Origin of the sequence: Streptomyces sp. NBC_00094 (assembly GCF_026343125.1) — a bacterium.
GTDB lineage: Bacteria > Actinomycetota > Actinomycetes > Streptomycetales > Streptomycetaceae > Streptomyces.
Map to the genome: position 1 here is coordinate 1,817,954 of NZ_JAPEMB010000001.1, position 19,104 is coordinate 1,837,057.

Here is a 19,104-nt window from a genome sequence, read left to right on the forward strand (position 1 = left end):
CCGGGCGCCGGGCCTCGGGCCGACGGCCCGGGAGTGTCAGGCGCCGCCGGTGTGGACCTGGAAGGCGGCCCTGCGGACCGCCTTGGACAGGGCCGGGTCCGGATGGGCGGCGGCCAGGGCGACCAGGACCTGGACGGTCCGGGGGTGGCCCACGGCCCTGACCTCGTCGAGCAGCGCGGGGACGGTGCCCTGGACGGCGGATTCGAGGTGGCGGACGAGCAGCTCGCTCTCGCCGTGGTCGGCGACGGCGGCCGCGGTGTCCACCCAGAGCCAGGTGGCCTCCTCGCGGGTGAGGACCTCCTGGGCGTCGTCGGGGTCGGCACCCTCGTACTCCGCGAGCCAGAGCAGGGCGTACGGACGCAGGGAGGGCTCGGCGACGGTGGCGCGGACCTCGGCCTCGGCGGGGGCCCCGACGACGCGGAGCGCCTCGAAGGCGAGGCCGCGCAGCAGGGCGTCCTCACCGCGGGCCACGGCGAGGAGCTCGGCGACCGCGCTGGAGAGGGTGCGGGCGGCGAGCCAGGCGCGGTACTCGGCGCGGGCCGGGCCCGGGGTGAGCCGGGCGCAGCCGCGGAGCATGTCCTCGGCGGACTGCTCGATGTTGCCGGCGGGGCTCTGCGCGGCGACGCAGATCTGCTCCAGCTTGACCCAGACCGCCCAGTTGCCGAGCGGGGTCAGGGTGGCATGACGGCCGTCCGTACCGGGGTCGAGGGTGAGCGCGCCGACGGCCGCGAGGCCTTCCAGGGCCCAGTCGAGGAGGGCGGGCAGCCCGTCCGTGCCGGGGGTGTCCTGGGCGGTGGCGGAGGGGTCCGCCGGGGCGGGGGTCCGGTCGGGGGCCGGTCCGGCGACCGGGACCTCGCAGCGCTCCTCGCGCAGTTCCTCGACGCGCTGGCCGAGCAGGTCGAGGAGGGCCGGGACGAGGACCGGGCCCTGGGAGAGCTGGAGCAGCGAGAGCACCTGCGGGACGGCCTCGACGACCTCGGCGACGGCGCTCGGCGCGACCCCCTCGGGGGCCGGGTGGACCAGGGACCAGGCGTCGAAGAGGGCGACCCAGCCGCGCAGGACGGCGGAGTCGTCGCGGTCCCAGGCGTGCAGCCGCCAGCCGGGGCGGGCGGTGTCGCCGTGGAGCTCGACGAGCCCCGCGAGCCGGGCGCGGTCCCAGCCGGCCCGGATCTGGCCGGAGGTCAGGTTCAGCGCCGCCGCGGCCCGTTCCTGGGCGGGGACGGCGTCGACGCCGGTACGGAGCGCGGATTCGGGACCACGCTCGACGGCGGCCCAGCGGGCGATCCGTACGGCGTCGGCGAGGACGTGCCGGGCCTGACGGGCGAGTTCCGCGCGGGGCGGAGTGCCCTCGGGCGGCCGCGGCGCCGGACGGGTGCGCCGGGTCGTCACGGCCCGTCGGGCGGTGGCCAGCGCCCGCGGGCGGACGAGTCGGAGTCTGGAGTTGCGCGCCAATGGTTCATCGGGCTTTCGAGACGTCACGGGGGCAGTCTTCCCGCTGACGGCCCGAAAGCCCAATCGGAATCCACGGCCCCGTCGGAACGGCCGTCGGAGAGGCCGTCGGAGTGCTGCCCGGGCGGCCTTCCGGACGGCCGTCGGAGCGCTGCCCGGACGGCTGTCGGACCGGCTGCCCGGGCGGCCCTCGGGGCGGCTGCCCGGGCGGCCCTCAGAGCAAGGGGGTGAGGAAGCGGCGCAGGGCCTCCTCGTAGGCGACGGGGTCGGCGTTCCACATCGACGCGTGCGGGGCGTGCCGGACCGTCTGCAGGGTGACCAGGTCGGGGCGGCGGGCCGCGAGCTCGATGGACGGCCCCCAGGGGGCGATCGTGTCGTCGGGGCCGTGCAGGAGGAGGACCGGAACGCGCAGCGCTCCCGGTTCGGAGGCGGCCTGGAGCAGGTCGCCGTGCGGCCCCGTCCTGCCCTGGGCGGCGCGGACGGCGAGCGGGAGCAGCGGGCCCGGGACCCGGTGGGCCGAAGCGAGGCTGCGCGTGGTGGCCTCCCAGTCCAGGACCGGGGAGTCGAGGACGAGGCCGCTGATCCGGTCCCGTACCCCCGATTCGGCGGCGGCGCGCAGGGCCATCGCGGCACCGGTCCCCCAGCCGTGCAGGACGACCTTCTCGGCGCCCCGGCGGACGGCGTAGCGGATGGCGGCGTCCACGTCCCGCCACTCGGAGTCGCCGAGGTGCGCGAGGCCGTCCGGGGAGGCGGGCGCCCCCTCGTCGCCCCGGTAGGCGGGGATGAGGACCGGGACCTTCCGCCGGCTGAGGAAGGGGACGAGATTGAGGGGGTGCTCCCGGGTGGTGCCGATGCCGTGCAGGGCGATCACCCACGTGGTGCGCGGGCCGGCGACGAGCCAGGCGGGCAGCGGGCCGAGCTCGCCGGGGATCTCGACGTCCTCGTGGGCGAGCCCGAGGGCGGAGACCGGTGTGCCGCGGTGCAGCTGAGGGGTGAGGCGGACGCGGGCGCCGGGGCCGAGGACGCCGAACTCGACGCGTTCGAGGCGGCGGACGACGGTGTCGGCGGTGTGGGGGACCCGTTCGAGTACGGGGCCGAGGACGGCGTGCAGGCCTGGGGCCTCCATCCCGTAGGTACCGGGGCGCAGGGAGGCGAGGCTGCGGGTGAGGGTGATCCGTTCGGGGCCCGTGGCGTGCACGGTGAGTTTGGGGTCTCCGGGCAGGGGTCGTCCGGACGGCGCCCTGAGGGCGACGTCGCTGGCGTACCGGCCGGCCGCTACCGCGACCGCGCCGACACCGATCAGAGTGGTGACGGCCGCTGCCGTCGCTGTAGCCGGGCGCACGCTCCCAGTGTCGGCAGGACCGGGCCGGCCTGCCACCGGGCGGACCCGGCCGGGGGGTGTTCCGCGCGCCTCCCGTGACCTCCTGGGCCCCGTGCCCCTCAGCGTCCCGCACCCCCCTGGGGAGTGACATGGGTCTCCTCGACGGGGTCCCCCGGTCGGATGGTTCGGTCCAGGGGGCGGAACCGGGTGGCGGGGGAGGAACCGGGTCACGTCGCGGATGCCCCGCGATCGCCCGGATTACCCGGGGTTGCGGGGTGACCGCATCGTGGACGGCGTCGCCGTCCGGGCGCTAAGCGGAATCTCTTGACACCGGATGGGGACACCACGTCGCCCGACCCAGTTCACCTTCCGTTCACTCAGGTTGCCTACGTTCGTCGAGCCACTGACGTCAAACGATTGCCTGGGTAAATGGAACACATCACGCTGCTGCTCGCCATTGTGGTCGTGACAGCTCTCGTGTTCGATTTCACGAACGGTTTCCACGACACCGCCAACGCGATGGCCACGACCATCTCGACCGGTGCACTCAAGCCCAAGACGGCGGTGGCCATGTCCGCCGTGCTGAACCTCGTCGGGGCGTTCCTGTCCGTGGAGGTCGCCAAGACGATCTCCGGCGGGATCATCAACGAAGAGGGCATTCGCACAGAAGTGATCTTCGCGGCGCTCGTGGGCGCCATCCTGTGGAACCTGCTGACCTGGCTCCTGGGCCTGCCGTCCAGCTCCTCCCACGCCCTCTTCGGCGGCCTCATCGGCGCCGCGGTCATGTCGGCCGGCTGGTCGGCCGTGAACGGCCCCACCATCGTCACCAAGGTCCTCATCCCCGCCGTCGCCGCGCCGCTCGTCGCCGGTCTCGCCGCGATGCTGGCCACCAGGCTGACGTACAAGATCGGCGCCAACACCGACACGAAGCACACCGCCAAGGGCTACCGGGTCGGCCAGATCGCCTCCGCCGGTCTCGTCTCCCTCGCCCACGGCACCAACGACGCCCAGAAGACGATGGGCATCATCACCCTCGCCCTGGTCACCCAGGGTGTCGTCGCCCCCGGCTCCAACCCGCCCCTCTGGGTCATCGTCGCCGCCGGTGTCGCGATCGCGCTCGGCACCTACCTCGGTGGCTGGCGCATCATCCGCACCATGGGCAAGGGCCTCACCGACCTCCAGCCGCAGCAGGGCTTCGCCGCCCAGACCAGCGCCGCGACGGTCATCCTGGCCTCCTCGCACCTCGGCTTCTCCCTCTCCACCACCCAGTCCTGCTCGGGTGCCGTGATGGGTGCCGGCCTCGGCCGCAAGGGCGGTGTCGTCCGCTGGTCGACCGCCACCCGGATGTTCGTCGCCTGGGGTCTGACCCTGCCCGCCGCGGGCCTGGTCGGCGCCGGTGCCGAGTTCCTCACCAAGCAGGGCCCCTGGGGCATCGCCGCCGTCGCGGTCCTGCTGGTCTCCGGCTCGGCCGTCATCTGGGCGCTGTCCCGCCGCAAGCCGGTCGACCACCACAACGTCACCGACGACGACGACCTCGACGGCGGGTCCGAGCCCGCGGGTGTGGTGACCACCGCCATCGCGGCCGTCACCCCGCCGCCGGCCGCCGGCTCCGTCGCCGCCGTCGCGGACGAGGACCTGAAGACCACCATCCCCTCGCCGGTTCCCACGGACCCGGCCGCTCCCCCGGCCCCCGCCGCAGCGGTGTAAGGAACCAACGACATGAAGATCGACTGGGCAGCTCTCGGCTCCGTCTTCGGAGTCAGCCTCGTGGCGACCGTCGCCCTCGTGGGCCTCTTCACCCTCGGCATCATCGGCCTCTCCAAGCAGGAGCAGGCCGCCGCCCAGGGCGGTTCGGCCACGATGGCCCGGACCGGCGCGTACGCCTGCTTCGCCCTGTGCCTGGCGGCCGTGGCGTACGGCATCTACCTGATCGTCGTCTGACGGTCCCCTCTCTCACGGCGGCCGGGCGGTCCGCACCTTCGGGTGCGGGCCGCCCGGCCGCCGTGTTTGTGGTGCTTCGCACAGTGACCCGTCGCAGGTCAAGGGTGGGTTGACGGGTGTTCGCGGAGCGTGGTGGACTGCCGAGGCCATTACGGCGGCAGCAGAGGAAGTCCGGTGCGAATCCGGCGCGGTCCCGCCACTGTGACCGGATCCGAAGGGTCCGGGAGTCAGGAACTCTCGCCGCCCGTCACGTCGATCCAGGGCGCGGACCCTGAGTGAGGACATGCGCCATGCCCGGCCGCATCAGATCCAGCCGCCTCTCCCGGGACGGGTTCGCGTACGGCGCCGCCCTCGGGCTCGCCGTCGACCAGCTCGTCGGCGACCCCCGCCGCGGACACCCCGTCGCCGTCTTCGGCCGCGCTGCCGCCGCCGTCGAGCAGCGCCTCCACCACGACCACCGCGGCTGGGGCGCCCTGCACACCGCCGTCTGCGTCGGCTCCACCGCCGCCCTCGGCGCGCTCGCCACCCGGGTCGTACGGGACCGGCCGGCCGCCGCCGTGGCGCTGACCGCCGCCTCCGTCTGGGCCGTCGTCGGCGGTACGACCCTGGGGCGGGAGGCCCGCGCGATCGGCGGGGCGCTCGCCGTCGGGGACCTGGAGGTGGCCCGCGAGCGGCTGCCGCACCTGTGCGGGCGCGACCCGCAGTCCCTGGACGGTCCCGCGATGGCCCGCGCGGTCGTCGAGTCCGTCGCCGAGAACACCTCCGACGCCGTGGTCGGCGCCCTCTTCTGGGGCGCCGTCGCGGGCGTGCCGGGCCTCGTCGCCTTCCGGGCCGTCAACACCCTCGACGCGATGGTCGGCCACAAGTCCCCGCGCCACCGCCGCTTCGGCTGGGCCTCGGCCCGGCTCGACGACGTGGCCGGCTGGCCCGGGGCCCGGCTGACGGCCGCCGCCGCGACGCTCGCCGGAGGGAATCCGCGGGGCGCCGTACGGGCCTGGCGGGCGGACGCGGAGAAGCACCCGAGCCCCAACGCGGGGCCCGTCGAGGCCTCCTTCGCGGGCGCTCTCGGCGTACGGCTCGGGGGCACCCTCTCGTACGCCGGGCGGGTCGAGCACCGGCCCGTGCTCAACGGGGAAGGGCGGCCCGTCGAGGTCGCCGACATCGAACGGGCGGTCCGGCTCTCCCGCCGGGTGACCGCGCTGACCCTGGCCGCCTGTGTCGGCGGCCGTCTGATCATCGGTGCCATGAAGCGGAGGAACGCATGAGGGGTGGGGGCCTGCTTGTCGCCGGGACCACGTCCGACGCCGGCAAGAGCGTCGTGACGGCCGGCATCTGCCGCTGGCTGGTCCGCAAGGGCCTGAAGGTGGCGCCGTTCAAGGGGCAGAACATGTCCCTGAACTCCTTCGTGACCCGCGAGGGCGCCGAGATCGGGCGGGCCCAGGCCATGCAGGCGCAGGCCGCCCGGGTCGAGCCGACCGCGCTCATGAACCCGGTGCTACTCAAGCCGGGCAGCGACCGCTCCAGCCAGGTCGTCCTGATGGGCAAGCCGGTGGGCGAGCTCAGCGCCCGGGGCTACCACGGAGGGCGGCAGAAGGAACTCTTCGAGCCGGTGATGGCGTGCCTGGAGGAACTCCGGGGCATGTACGACGCCGTGATCTGCGAGGGGGCGGGCAGTCCGGCCGAGATCAACCTGCGGCGCACGGACATCGTGAACATGGGCATCGCACGGGCCGCGCGGCTGCCCGTCGTGGTGGTCGGGGACATCGACCGGGGCGGGGTCTTCGCGCAGTTCTTCGGGACGACGGCGCTGCTCGCGCCGGAGGACCAGGAGCTGATCGCGGGCTACCTCGTGAACAAGTTCCGGGGTGACGTGACCCTCCTGGAGCCCGGGCTCGACATGCTGCACGGGCTGACCGGGCGCCGGACCTACGGTGTCCTGCCGTACGCGCACGGGCTCGGCATCGACGAGGAGGACGGGCTCCGGGTCTCGCTGCGCGGCACCGTGCGCGAGTCCGTCGTCGCGCCGCCGGTCGGCGCGGACGTGCTGCGGGTCGCCGTCTGCGCCGTACCGCTCATGTCGAACTTCACGGACGTGGACGCGCTGGCCGCCGAGCCGGGCGTCGTCGTCCGGTTCGTGGACCGGCCGGAGGAGCTCGTCGACGCGGACCTCGTCGTCGTGCCGGGCACCCGGGGGACGGTGAAGGCCCTCGCGTGGCTGCGGGAGCGGGGGCTCGCGGACGAGCTCGCGCGGCGCGCGGCCGAGGGGCGGCCGGTGCTCGGGATCTGCGGCGGCTTCCAGGTGCTCGGTGAGCACATCGAGGACGACGTCGAGTCGAAGGCGGGAGCCGTCGCCGGGCTCGGGCTGCTGCCCGTACGGGTGCGGTTCGCGCCCGAGAAGACCCTCGCCCGGCCGGTCGGCGAGGCGCTCGGGGAACGGGTCGAGGGGTACGAGATCCACCACGGCGTCGCCTCGGTGGACGGTGGAGAGCCGTTCCTGGACGGCTGCCGGGTCGGCTCCGTGTGGGGCACGCACTGGCACGGCTCGCTGGAGAGCGACGGGTTCCGCCGGGCGTTCCTGCGGGAGGTCGCGGCGGCGGCGGGGCGGCGGTTCGTGCCGGCCCCGGACACGTCGTTCGGCACGCTGCGGGAAGAGCAGCTGGACCGGCTCGGCGATCTGATCGAGGAGCACGCGGACACGGACGCGCTGCTGCGGCTGATCGAGGAGGGGGCCCCGGCGGGGCTGCCGTTCGTGCCGCCGGGTGCGCCGTGAACGCGCCCGTGGGTGGTTGCCCGCCGTCGGCGGCCTTCGGGCCGGTGGGCCTGATGCAGCAGCGAATCAAACTTGAGGGAGTGACCAACCGATGAGCACCCGGTATCCGTTCACGGCCGTCGTCGGCATGGACGATCTGCGGCTCGCGCTGCTGCTGAACGCGGTCAGTCCGGCGGTGGGCGGTGTGCTCGTCCGGGGCGAGAAGGGGACCGCCAAGTCCACCGCCGTCCGCGCGCTCGCCGATCTGCTGCCGGTGGTACCGGTGGTGGCGGGCTGCCGCTTCAGCTGCGATCCGGTCTCGCCCGACCCCGGCTGCCCCGACGGTCCGCACGCCGCCGCCCCCGGGGCCGAACGGGCCGCGCGGATGGTCGAGTTGCCCGTCGGCGCCTCCGAGGACCGGCTCGTCGGCGCGCTCGACATCGAGAAGGCGCTCGCCGAGGGCGTGAAGGCCTTCGAGCCGGGGCTCCTCGCGGCGGCCCATCGGGGCATCCTCTACGTCGACGAGGTCAACCTGCTGAGCGATCACCTGATCGACCACCTCCTCGACGCCGCCGCCATGGGCGCCTCCCACGTGGAGCGCGAGGGCGTCTCCGTACGGCACGCCGCCCGCTTCCTGCTCGTCGGGACCATGAACCCCGAAGAGGGCGAGCTGCGGCCCCAGTTGCTCGACCGGTTCGGGCTGACCGTCGAGGTCGCCGCCTCCCGCGTGCCCGAGCAGCGGGTCGAGGTCGTCCGACGGCGGCTCTCCTTCGAGGACGACCCGGCCGTGTTCGCCGCGCGCTGGGCGGACGAGGAGAGCGCACTGCGGGACCGGATCGTCGCGGCCCGCACCCTGCTGCCGAAGGTGACCCTCGGGGACGCCGCGCTGCTCCAGATCGCCGCGACCTGTGCCGCGTTCGAGGTCGACGGCATGCGCGCCGACATCGTCATGGCGCGGGCCGCGACCGCCCTCGCCGCCTGGGCCGGGCGGACGGAGGTCACCTCCGACGACGTGCGGCAGGCCGCGCTCCTGGCCCTCCCCCACCGGCGGCGGCGCAACCCCTTCGACGCGCCCGGCCTCGACGAGGACAAGCTCGACGAGACCCTGGAGCAGTTCAAGGGCGAGGAGCCGCGGACCGACCCCGACGAGGACCCCGAGCCGGACGGTCCGGGCGACGGCGGTCCCGGCGGTGGTGGTCCCGGCGGTGGCGGCGGCATTCCGCCGCAGGGCGAGGGTCCGGCCCCCGAGACCGACGGTGTCCCGGAGGAGACCCCCGCCGAGGCGCCCGCACCCGCCGAGGCCCCGGCCCCGGCTCCCCAGGGCTCCGGCGCCGGTGAGCGTGGCGCCGTCAAGGCCGCCGAGCCCTTCCGTACGAAGATGCTGAGCGTGCCCGGGCTGGGCGAGGGCGCCGCCGGGCGCCGTTCCCGGGCCCGTACCGAGCACGGCCGCACCACCGGATCCACCCGGCCCCGGGGCGCGCTCACCAAGCTGCACCTCGCGGCGACCGTGCAGGCCGCCGCCCCGCACCAGCGGGCGCGCGGGCGGACCGGCCCCGGGCTCGTCGTCCGGCGGGACGACCTGCGGCAGGCCACCCGTGAGGGGCGCGAGGGGAACCTGGTGCTCTTCGCCGTGGACGCCTCCGGCTCGATGGCGGCCCGGCAGCGCATGAGCGCCGTGAAGGGCGCCGTCCTCTCGCTGCTCCTCGACGCCTACCAGCGGCGCGACAAGGTCGGCCTGATCACCTTCCGGGGCCGGGCCGCCGAGCTCGCGCTGCCGCCGACCTCGTCCGTGGACGCGGCCGCCGCCCGGTTGGAGAAGCTGCCGACCGGTGGCCGTACGCCGCTGTCGGCCGGGCTGCTCAAGGCCCATGACGTCCTGCGGATCGAGCGACTGCGGGACCCCTCGCGCCGTCCGCTGCTCGTCGTCGTGACCGACGGACGGGCGACCGGCGGCGGCGCCGACCCGGTGGCGCTGGCCGCCCGCGCGGCGCGGCTGCACGCCGCCGACGGCACGGCGAGCGTGGTCGTGGACTGCGAGACCGGTCCGGTGCGGCTCGGCCTCGCCGGGAGCCTCGCACGCGAACTCGGCGGCACCGCCGTCACCCTCGACGAGCTGCGCGCAGACTCGATCGCCGGCCTCGTCAGGGACGTACAGGCAGATCAGACAACCAGGAGGGCCGCTTAATGCCGCAGGGACAGCCGACCGTCGTGCCCGACGACGGACTCACCACGCGTCAGCGCCGCAACCGGGCACTGGTGATGGTGCACACGGGCGTCGGCAAGGGGAAGTCGACCGCCGCCTTCGGCATGGCGCTGCGCGCCTGGAACCAGGGCTGGCCGATCGGGGTGTTCCAGTTCGTCAAGTCCGCCAAGTGGAGGGTCGGCGAGGAGAACGCCCTCAAGGCGCTCGGCGAGACCGGCAAGGGCGGCACGGTCACCTGGAACAAGATGGGCGAGGGCTGGTCCTGGATCCAGCGCGAGGTCGCCGAGGGCGAGCAGTCGCACGAGGAGAAGGCCCGTGAGGGCTGGGAGCAGGTCAAGCGCGACCTCGCCGAGGAGAAGTACACGTTCTACGTCCTCGACGAGTTCGCCTACCTGCTGCACTGGGGCTGGATCGACACCAAGGAGGTCGTCGAGGTCCTCCGCGACCGTCCCGGCCACCAGCACGTCGTCATCACCGGGCGCAACGCGCCGCAGGAGCTGGTCGACTTCGCCGATCTCGTCACCGACATGTCCAAGGTCAAGCACCCGATGGACGCCGGTCAGAAGGGCCAGCGGGGCATCGAGTGGTAGCACGTCTCGTCATCGCCGCGCCCTCCTCGGGCGCGGGAAAGACCACGGTCGCGACCGGCCTGATGGCCGCGTTCGCCGGCCGTGGTCTGGCCGTCTCCCCGCACAAGGTCGGCCCCGACTACATCGACCCGGGCTACCACGCGCTCGCGACCGGCCGGCCGGGCCGCAACCTCGACGCGTACATGTGCGGTACGGGGCTGATCGCGCCGCTCTTCGCGCACGGGTCGCGCGGCTGCGACCTGGCCGTGGTCGAGGGGGTCATGGGCCTGTACGACGGGGCCGCCGACCAGGGGGAGCTGGCGTCCACCGCGCAGGTGTCGAAGCTGCTCAAGGCGCCGGTGGTGCTCGTCGTGGACGCGTCGTCGCAGTCGCGGTCGGTGGCGGCGCTGGTGCACGGGTTCGCGTCGTGGGATCCGGAGGTGCGGATCGGGGGCGTGATCCTCAACAAGGTCGCCACGGATCGGCACGAGCATCTGCTGCGGGAAGCCCTTGGGGAGTCGGGGGTGCCGGTGCTGGGTGTGCTGCGGCGGGCGCCTGCCGTCGCCACGCCTTCTCGGCACCTGGGCCTGGTACCTGTTGCCGAGCGGCAGGCCGCGGCGGTGGAGGCGGTGGCCGCGCAGGCGGAGCAGGTGCGCCAGGGATGCGACCTGGAGGCCCTTCTGGCGTTGGCCCGCAGCGCGCCTGAGCTGCACGCCGAGGCCTGGGCGCCTGAGCTTGCGGGGCGGGTGTCCGCCGGTGGGTGGGCTGTGCCCACCCGTTCCGCCCTTGCGGAACGTATGCCCACAGCCAGGCCGGTGGTCGCACTCGCAGGCGGGGCCGCGTTCACCTTCTCGTATGCCGAGCACGCCGAGCTGCTCACCGCTGCCGGGGCCGAGGTCGTGACCTTCGATCCGCTGCGGGACGAGAGCCTTCCCGAGGGGACCTCCGGGCTCGTCATAGGGGGCGGGTTCCCCGAGATGTACGGTTCCGAGCTGTCCGCCAACGAGCCGCTGCGCAAGGCCGTCGCCGAGCTCGCGGCGACCGGGGCGCCGATCGCCGCCGAGTGTGCCGGGCTGCTGTACCTGTCGCGGTCCCTCGACGGGACGCCCATGTGCGGTGTGCTCGACGCGGACGCGCGGATGTCGGAGCGGCTCACGCTCGGGTACCGGGACGCCGTCGCCGTGAGCGACAGCGTGCTGGCGCCGGCCGGGGCGCGGATGCGGGGGCACGAGTTCCACCGGACCGTGATCGAGCCGGGCGCCGGGGCCACCGCCGCCTGGGGGCTGCGGCAGCCCGAGCGGCGCGTCGAGGGCTTCGTCCAGCAGGGGGTGCACGCCAGTTACGTGCACACGCACTGGGCGGGTGCTCCCGAGGTGGCCGCACGGTTCGTCGAGCGTTGCGCGGGCGGTCCGGTCGCGTGAGATCAACCGCCGGAGACGCCCACCACGAGCCAGATGAAGGCCACGCCCGCGACCGTGCACAGCAGGGTCGAGCGGGCGGGGTGTTCGTGGTGGGCCTCGGGCAGGATCTCGGCGGCGGCGAGGTAGAGCAGGGCACCGCCGAAGAAGCCGAGATAGCTGCCGAGCAGTTCCTCCGGAAGGGTGAACAGCAGGGTGGAGGCGGCGCCGAGGATCGGGGCGACGGCGTCGGCGACGAGCATGCCGATGGCCTTGCGGCGGGCGTTCCCGTAGAGGCTCGTGATCGTGTACGTGTTGAAGCCGTCGGCGAAGTCGTGGGTGATGACGGCGAGGGCGACGGTGGCGCCCATGCCGCCGCCGACCTGGAAGGCCGCGCCGAGGGCGATGCCGTCCATGAGACTGTGCAGGACCATCGCGGCGGCGGCGGTGAGGCCGACCTGCGGGACCCGCTCGTCGGACCCGACCCCGTGTGCCGCCTGACGGACGGCGAGGAGGCGCTCCACCACATGGGCGAAGAGGAAGCCTCCGACGAAGAGCAGCAGCGCCTCGGGGACACCGAAGACCTCCTCCCCCGCGGCCTCCAGGGCCTCCGGCAGGAGGTCGAGTCCGACGACGCCGAGCATGAGTCCGCCGGCGAGGCCGAGGACGAGGTGGCGGCGGTCGGTGACGCGTTGCGCGACCCAGCCGCCGAAGAGCGTCATCAGGAACGCGCCGAGCGCGACGACTACAGCCATGCGCCTTTGCTATCGGATGGGGTGGTGTGCGCGCACCTCGGCGTCGGGGCCCGGCCGGGTGCCGGGACGGACGAAGTGCTCGCGCTCGTCGACGCGGTGCTGCGGGAGGCGGGGTTGACGCGGGCGTCCGTGCGCTCGCTCGGGACGCTGGACGCGCGGGTCACGAGATCGGGGGTCGCGGACGCGGCCGGGGAGTTGGGGGTCCCGGTGCGCGGGTTCCCGGCCGGGGAGCTGGCCGCCGTCTCCGTACCGAACCCCTCGGCGTCGCCGCTGGTCGCGACGGGGACGGCGTCGGTGGCGGAGGCCGCGGCGCTGCTCACGGCGGGGGCGGGGGCCGTACTGCTCGTGCCGAAGCGGAAATCCCGGCGCGTAACGTGCGCGGTTGCCACATGCGTCACGGTTTGTCCGGACGAACGTGCCCCAGGCGTACGGTTGTTGCCCCTGCCTCACGGGTACATCGCTGGCGAGCCTGGCTCACCCCCCACCATCCCCACCCCCCACACGACGGCGGCCATGGACACGCACACACCCACCGACGCCCACGACCTGCGCCACCACGGTGACGCCGAGGTCCGGGACGAGAAGTTGATCGATCTCGCGGTCAACGTCCGGACGAACACGCCTCCGGACTGGCTGCGCAGACGGATCGCCGATTCGCTGACCGGCCTCGCGGCCTATCCCGACGGCCGTGCCGCACGGGCCGCGGTCGCCGTGCGGCACGATCTGCCGCCGGGCCGGGTGCTGCTCACCGCCGGCGCCGCCGAGGCCTTCGTGCTGATCGCGCGAGCGCTGCCGGCGCGCCGGCCGGTGGTGGTGCACCCGCAGTTCACCGAGCCGGAGGCGGCGCTGCGCGACGCCGGGCACGAGGTGGGCCGGGTGCTGCTGCGCGAGGAGGACGGCTTCCGGCTGGATCCGGCGGCGGTCCCCGAGGACGCGGACCTGGTGGTGATCGGGAACCCCACGAACCCGACCTCCGTCCTGCATCCCGCCGCCTCGATCGCCGCCCTGGCCCGCCCCGGACGGACGCTGGTGGTGGACGAGGCGTTCATGGACGCGGTGCCGGGCGAGCGGGAGTCGCTGGCCGGGCGGACCGACGTGCCGGGGCTCGTGGTGCTGCGCAGCCTCACCAAGACCTGGGGACTCGCGGGCCTGCGGATCGGGTACGCGCTGGCCGAGCCGGAGACGATCGCCGCCCTTGAGCGGGCGCAGCCGCTGTGGCCGGTGTCGACGCCGGCGCTGGTGGCGGCGGAGGCCTGTATGACGCGGGCGGCGCTCGCGGAGGCCGAGCACGCGGCGCACCGGATCGGGGTGGAGCGGGCGCATCTGCTCGCCGGTCTGGCGGAGTTCGACGAGGTGCGGACGGTGGACGGTGCGGAGGCCCCCTTCGTCCTGATCCGGATCGAGGGGGCGGACGCGATACGGGACCGGCTGCGGCTGCTCGGCTTCGCGGCCCGCAGGGGGGACACGTTCCCTGGGCTCGACCGGAACTGGCTGCGGCTCGCGGTCCGGGACCGGATGACGACGAACCGTTTCCTCCAGGCCTTGGACCAGGCGCTCCTGCTGGGCGGCTGAGAACCCGTACGGGAAGGGGTGCGGGGAGGGCGACGTCGTCACCGTCGCCCTCCCCGCACCCCTGCTTTCCCTACGTGCCCTGCGTTTCCCGTCTCCCCTCGTGCCTTCCTTGCATCCCCTGCTCTTCCGGCACCCCCCGGCGCCTCCCCCTCGGGCCGTCAGCCGCGCGAGCGGGCACGCGAGCGGGTGAACGCCAGCGCACCGCCGCCCGCGACCAGGAGGGCGAGCGCGCCCGCCGCGATGTACGTGGTGGCGGAGCTGCCGCCGGTCTCGGCGAGGTTCTCGGTGGGGGTGATGCCGCCGTTGTTCGTCTTCACCCCGCCGTCGCTGCTCGGAGCCGGGGTGGAGGGCTGCTGCGAGGGCTGCTCGGACGGCCGCTCGGAGGGCTCCCGCGTGGGCTGCTCCGTGGGCGCCTCGGTCGGCGTCTCCGTGGGCTTCTCGGTGGGCTTCTCGGTGGGGGCCACGCCCTCGGGCGTCTCGCAGGTCGCCTCGGCGAGCGTGACCGTGCCGTTGACCTCGGCCACGCCGAGCTTCAGCGGGTCGACCTCCACCTTGAGTTCGAGGGCGGTCGCCGCCGCGGTGCGGGAGGTCGTGGACGTACGGGAGAGGTCCAGGGTCACCTTGCCGATGCCCGGCACGCTCACCTGGGTCCGGCCGCCGGTGGACAGGGTGGTCTTCTTGCCGAAGACGGTCACGTGCCCGAGGACGTTGGACTCGGCGACCGGCTCCTTCCCCGCCTCGCACAGCGCCTTGGACGTGACCTTCTCGACCTCGATGAGGGAGAGCAGCGGAATGCCGGGGACGTGGACCTGCGCCTTGACGAGGTTCACGTACCCCTCGGCCTTCGTCTCGTCCACGGTGGCCTTCGAGGTGGCGACCTCGGCGGCGAGGATGTCGATCGGCTGACCGCCCTCGGCCCCCTGCACCTTCACGGTGAGCGCGGTCTCGCTCTCGGTCTCCGGCGCCTTGACCTCGTTGAGGGAGGTGCGCACGGGCACGTTCACCGTCTTGCCCAGGAGGGAGACGTCGAGGCCCGCCCGCAGGACGACGGCGGTGGCACGCCCTTCGCCGCCCGTGGCGTGCGCCGCCGGGGCCGCGAGGAGCACGGGGCCGACGGCCAGGGCGGCGACGGTCGCGGCGGCGGCGGTACGGCGTACGGGCGTGCGGAAGGTGTTGCTGTTCAAGATGGTGGAACCCCCACAAGAGACATGGCGTCGCCGGCCGCTCACCACGGGGACGGTGGGTCGGCGCGGCCTCGGCGACTTGAGACACCGGAATCTTTACGCACGGAGAGTGAACCGACAGTCGCCTGACGTGAGTTCACCCCAAAGGGGGGTTTCCGTGTTCATATTCGATTTTTCTCGACACAACCGTTCCCGCACGCCCCGCGTCTTTCGTACGAGCGGACGCATCCGGGCGCGTACGGGGGCGCGCGGGGAAGGGTGACAACGACCCGCCACGGCTCCGGGTAACGGATCGTCAACCCGGCGCCCCGGCGCGCGATCAGCTCGCGCGCCAGTACCCGAGCGCGTGGACGCGCTCCTTGGGAAGGGCGAGCTCCTTGCGGGCGTACGCGGCGAGGGTGCGGGTCGTCGTCGTGTCGCAGGCGATCCAGACGTACGAGGCCGCGTCCGCGAGCTCGGGCAGCTCGGCCTTCACGCGGGCGACGAGTTCGGCGCCGCCGCCCTGGCGCGGGATCCGGCGCAGCTCGTGGTGCTCGGGATCGAGCCGGACCGGCAGGTCGTCGTCGGAGGCGTGCTGCGTCTCGAACCAGACGGTGGCGGGGACGCCGGGGAGCGCGTCGAGCAGGGAGTTGACGGCCGGCAGGGAGGCCGGGTCGCCGACCACGAGGAGCCGCGCCGGGAGCGGGTCGGGGGCCTCGAAGCCGGTGCCCTGGAGCGTGGCTTCCACGGTGTCGCCGGGGGCGCAGGTGCGGGCCCAGCGGCTGGCTATGCCGTCATGGAGGGCGAATTCGAGACTGAAGGTGCCCGCGGCGAGGTCGGGGTCGACCAGGGTGTACGCGCGCTGGTGCGGCTTGCCGGCGTCGTCGAACCAGAGACGGACCCACATCGTCGGGTGGATCCCGGCCGCGGCGAGCAGCCCGCCGTCGGTGAAGCTCACCCTGCGGTAGTCCTCGGTGACCTGCTCGGCCCCCGTCACCGTGAACGTGAAGTCCTTGCCGCGAAACAGTTTGAGGACCGCCCCCTGCCAGCCATGACCCACCGTGATCTCCTCCCCTGGACTCCTGTTAGATTTACTTAGGTCAGCCTAACCTAAGGCTTCGGAAAAGATACGGACGGGATCGGGGTCTCCGTGAGCATCGAGATCTACCGGGACGCCTGGGGCGTCCCTCATCTGCGCGCCACGGACCCGGAGGAACTCGCCTTCGCCCAGGGGCGCGTCACCGCCCGGGACCGCGCCTGGCAGCTGGAGGTCGAGCGGCACCGGGCCCAGGGCACCACGGCCGCCTTCCTCGGCGCCGCCGAGCTCGGCTGGGACACCTTCGTCCGGCGGGCGCGGCTCGCGGACACCGCGCGCCGCTGCTACGAGCGGCTCGAAGCCTCCGACGCTCCGACGGCCGCGTGGGTCCGGGCGTACGTGGACGGGGTCAACGACGGCCTGGCGGACGGGGCCCGGCGGGCACCCGAGTTCGCGGAGACCGGCCTCGCACCCGGGCGGTGGGAGCCGTGGACCCCGCTCGCCGTCTGGCTCTCCACCCACATCCTCTTCGCCGGCTTCCCCACGAAGCTGTGGCGGGAGCAGGTCGCCACGCGGCTCGGCGAGGAGTGGACGGAGCTCTTCGCGACGGACGGACCGGGCACGGCGGGCTCCAACGGCTGGGTGGTGTCCGGCGAACGGACCGCGAGCGGCGCGGCCCTGGTGGCCGGCGACCCGCACCGGTTCATCGAGGCGCCGGGCGTCTACCAGCAGATCCGGCTCGCCTGCCCGGCGTACGACGTGGTGGGCCTCGCCGTACCCGGCGTCCCCGGCCTCGCCCACTTCGGCCACACCGGCTCGGTGGCCTGGGCGATCACCAACGCGATGGCCGACTACCAGGACCTGTACCGGGAGCGGCTCCGCCGGCTGCCCGGGGGCGGGGTGGAGGCCCTCGGGCCCGAGGGCTGGCGCCCGGCGACGGCACACCGGGAGACGATCGAGGTCGCGGGCGGTGAGCCCGTCGTGATCGAGGTGGTCGAGACGGAGCGGGGCCCCGTGATCATCGGGGTGGACGGGGAGCCCGGGAGCGGGGACGGGGTGGTCGGCGAGCCCGGGAGCGGTTCCGGGACGGACGGCGAGCCCGAGAGCGGGAACCGGGTCGACGGCGAGCCCGGGAGCGGTTCCGCCGGGCCGTCCGAGTGGGAGGCCGTCGCCCTCCGGTACCCGCCGCGGGTCACCGGTGAGCTCGGCTTCGGCGTCCTGCCCGGGCTGCTGCGCGCCCGGACCGTCGCGGACGTGGACGCGGCCCTCGACGGCTGGGTCGAGCCCGTGAACGTCGTCCAGGCCGCCGACACCCAGGGCGGCCTGCTGCACCGGGTCGCCGGGCACGTACCCGTACGGGACCGGGCCAACTCCCTGCGGCTCGTGCCCGCCTGGGAGCCGGCGCACGCCTGGGAGCCCGGGCCCGCGCCGCTGCCCCGCGCCGAGGTCCGCGGCCACGCCGTCATGGCCAACGCCCGGGGGCTCGCCGCGCCCCTCGGCGTCGAGTTCGCCCCGCCGCACCGGGCGGCCCGTATCGACGCACTCCTCGACGGCTCGACGGACTGGACCCCGGAGACGACGACGGCCGTCCACACCGACACCGACAATCCCTCCGCGGCCCGGCTCCTCGCCACGGTGGAGCGGGCGGCCGACGGCCTCTCCCCCGCCGCGGGCGCCGTGCGCGCGCGACTGCTCCGCTGGGACCGGCGGATGACGGCGGAGAGCACCGACGCGGGCCTGTACGCGGCGGTGCGCGGCGCCGTCGTGCGGCGGCTCGCCGGGCACGAGGCCTTCACGGCGCTCCGCGAACCCGCCCCGTACCCCGAGCTGTTCCGCCCCTGGCTGGCCCTCGGGCCGCGCGTCGCCTTCGCCCTGGAGACCCTGCTCACGGCCGGTCCCGTACCGGCCGGGGACGTCGACCGGATCGTCCGCGAGGCCCTGGAGGAGGTCGGGGCCGGTGAACCGCCCGCCGCCTGGGGCGTGACCCACCGCCTCGCGCCCTGGCAGGCGCTCCCCGACGCCGACGACGCCCAGTGGCCGGGGCTCGCCGGGGACCACGACTGCGTCCTGTCCACGTCCAGCGTGCCCGGCTGGACCGACCGCAGCGCGCGGGCCTCCGCGGCCCGTTACGTCTGGGACCTCGCCGACCGCGAGCGGAGCGGCTGGATCGTGCCGTTCGGGGCCTCCGGGGTCCCCGGCGACCCGCACCACCGCGACCAGCTCCCCCTGTGGCTGCGGGGCGAGCTCGCCCCCGTCACCACCGACTGGAACCTGCTCACCGAAGAGCGCGAGCAGCACGAGAAGCACGAGGAAACACGATGACCACCGCCACCGCTGTCTACGACGAGGCCGTCGAGGGCTTCGGCACCGTCCGCGTCGTCCCGATCGACCCCGACCGGGACGCCCCCCTCATCCACGCCTGGGTGAACGAGGAGCGCGCCCGCTTCTGGGGCATGGGCGGGACCAGCGTCGAGCAGGTGCGGGAGATCTACGCGCACCTCGACTCGCTGACCACCCACCACGGTTACCTGGTCAGCCGGGACGGGGAGCCGGTCGCCCTCTTCCAGACGTACGACCCCGAGGCCGACCGGATCAGCGAGTGCTACGAGGTCCTGCCGGGTGACATCGGCGTGCACCTGATGATCGCGCCGATCGCCTCGCCCGAGCCCGGCTTCTCGGGCCGGCTGCTCGACGCCCTCGTCGACTTCTCCCTGCGCGGCCACTCCCGGGTGGTCGTCGAGCCCGACGCCGCCAACGAGAAGGCGATCGCCCGGATGATCCGCGTCGGGTTCGAGCCGGGCCCGGAGGTCGTGCTGCCCGAGGTGGACCTGCCGGAGGTCTTCATCCCGGAGAAGAAGGCGCGGCTCGCGTTCCTGAGCCGCTGACCCGCCTGCCGACGGGCCCGCCGACCGGTCTCCGCTGACGGGCCCGCCGGCCGGTCACCGCCGA

General features: G+C 74.3%; 15 protein-coding genes and 1 riboswitch. Of the genes, 10 read left to right on the plus strand and 5 right to left on the minus strand.

Going from position 1 to position 19,104, the window contains the following annotated elements; genetic code table 11:
* Positions 1 to 36 precede the first annotated feature (36 nt).
* A complete protein-coding gene (locus OG580_RS07845) occupies positions 37 to 1,389 on the minus strand; it encodes a hypothetical protein (RefSeq protein WP_267047932.1) in 1,353 nt (450 codons plus the stop codon).
* Between the two features lie 274 nt (positions 1,390 to 1,663).
* Entirely contained in the window at positions 1,664 to 2,791 is a 1,128-nt protein-coding gene (locus OG580_RS07850) for an alpha/beta hydrolase (RefSeq protein WP_267042908.1), read from the minus strand.
* A gap of 408 nt (positions 2,792 to 3,199) precedes the next feature.
* Here OG580_RS07850 and OG580_RS07855 point away from each other — a divergent pair, with 408 nt between their 5' ends.
* The 7 genes from OG580_RS07855 to OG580_RS07885 all read left to right on the plus strand — a co-directional run bounded on the left by OG580_RS07855 (position 3,200) and on the right by OG580_RS07885 (position 11,653).
* Entirely contained in the window at positions 3,200 to 4,477 is a 1,278-nt protein-coding gene (locus OG580_RS07855) for an inorganic phosphate transporter (RefSeq protein ID WP_267042909.1), read from the plus strand.
* A 12-nt stretch (positions 4,478 to 4,489) separates the two neighbouring features.
* On the plus strand, positions 4,490 to 4,711 hold the full coding sequence (locus tag OG580_RS07860; protein ID WP_267042910.1) for a hypothetical protein: 222 nt from the start codon (positions 4,490 to 4,492) through the stop codon (positions 4,709 to 4,711).
* A 124-nt stretch (positions 4,712 to 4,835) separates the two neighbouring features.
* A riboswitch (cobalamin riboswitch) is annotated at positions 4,836 to 4,968 on the plus strand.
* 33 nt (positions 4,969 to 5,001) lie between these two features.
* The gene (locus tag OG580_RS07865) at positions 5,002 to 5,976 is read left to right on the plus strand and encodes a cobalamin biosynthesis protein (RefSeq protein ID WP_267042911.1); all 975 of its coding nucleotides are present in this window, start codon (positions 5,002 to 5,004) and stop codon (positions 5,974 to 5,976) included.
* Positions 5,973 to 7,481, plus strand: a complete 1,509-nt coding sequence (locus tag OG580_RS07870; protein ID WP_267042912.1) for a cobyric acid synthase — start codon at positions 5,973 to 5,975, stop codon at positions 7,479 to 7,481. Before OG580_RS07865 ends, OG580_RS07870 begins: the two co-directional genes overlap by 4 nt.
* Positions 7,482 to 7,572: 91 nt before the next feature.
* Positions 7,573 to 9,645 carry a putative cobaltochelatase gene (locus OG580_RS07875; protein ID WP_267042913.1) on the plus strand — a complete coding sequence of 691 codons (2,073 nt, stop codon included), beginning with the start codon at positions 7,573 to 7,575 and terminating at the stop codon, positions 9,643 to 9,645.
* A complete protein-coding gene (gene cobO / locus OG580_RS07880) occupies positions 9,645 to 10,253 on the plus strand; it encodes a cob(I)yrinic acid a,c-diamide adenosyltransferase (RefSeq protein WP_267042914.1) in 609 nt (202 codons plus the stop codon). The genes OG580_RS07875 and cobO overlap by 1 nt, the downstream gene beginning before the upstream one ends.
* Positions 10,247 to 11,653, plus strand: coding sequence for a cobyrinate a,c-diamide synthase (locus OG580_RS07885; protein WP_267042915.1), 1,407 nt, complete (start codon positions 10,247 to 10,249; stop codon positions 11,651 to 11,653). The genes cobO and OG580_RS07885 overlap by 7 nt, the downstream gene beginning before the upstream one ends.
* 2 nt (positions 11,654 to 11,655) lie before the next feature.
* Here the strand turns inward: OG580_RS07885 and OG580_RS07890 are convergent, their stop codons facing one another.
* Entirely contained in the window at positions 11,656 to 12,384 is a 729-nt protein-coding gene (locus OG580_RS07890) for a ZIP family metal transporter (protein WP_267042916.1), read from the minus strand.
* A 21-nt stretch (positions 12,385 to 12,405) separates the two neighbouring features.
* Here OG580_RS07890 and cobC point away from each other — a divergent pair, with 21 nt between their 5' ends.
* Complete coding sequence (gene cobC / locus OG580_RS07895) at positions 12,406 to 13,956, plus strand: Rv2231c family pyridoxal phosphate-dependent protein CobC (protein WP_267042917.1); 1,551 nt, start codon at positions 12,406 to 12,408, stop codon at positions 13,954 to 13,956.
* Between the two features lie 158 nt (positions 13,957 to 14,114).
* On the opposite strand, the gene OG580_RS07900 is transcribed toward cobC, so the two are convergent.
* Positions 14,115 to 15,140, minus strand: coding sequence for an SCO1860 family LAETG-anchored protein (locus OG580_RS07900; protein ID WP_267042918.1), 1,026 nt, complete (start codon positions 15,138 to 15,140; stop codon positions 14,115 to 14,117).
* Positions 15,141 to 15,459: 319 nt separating this feature from the next.
* Positions 15,460 to 16,179, minus strand: a complete 720-nt coding sequence (locus tag OG580_RS07905) for a siderophore-interacting protein (RefSeq protein ID WP_267042919.1) — start codon at positions 16,177 to 16,179, stop codon at positions 15,460 to 15,462.
* Positions 16,180 to 16,269: 90 nt separating this feature from the next.
* Here OG580_RS07905 and OG580_RS07910 point away from each other — a divergent pair, with 90 nt between their 5' ends.
* On the plus strand, positions 16,270 to 18,477 hold the full coding sequence (locus OG580_RS07910) for a penicillin acylase family protein (protein WP_267042920.1): 2,208 nt from the start codon (positions 16,270 to 16,272) through the stop codon (positions 18,475 to 18,477).
* Positions 18,474 to 19,040 carry a GNAT family N-acetyltransferase gene (locus OG580_RS07915; RefSeq protein WP_267042921.1) on the plus strand — a complete coding sequence of 189 codons (567 nt, stop codon included), beginning with the start codon at positions 18,474 to 18,476 and terminating at the stop codon, positions 19,038 to 19,040. The genes OG580_RS07910 and OG580_RS07915 overlap by 4 nt, the downstream gene beginning before the upstream one ends.
* Positions 19,041 to 19,104 lie beyond the last annotated feature (64 nt).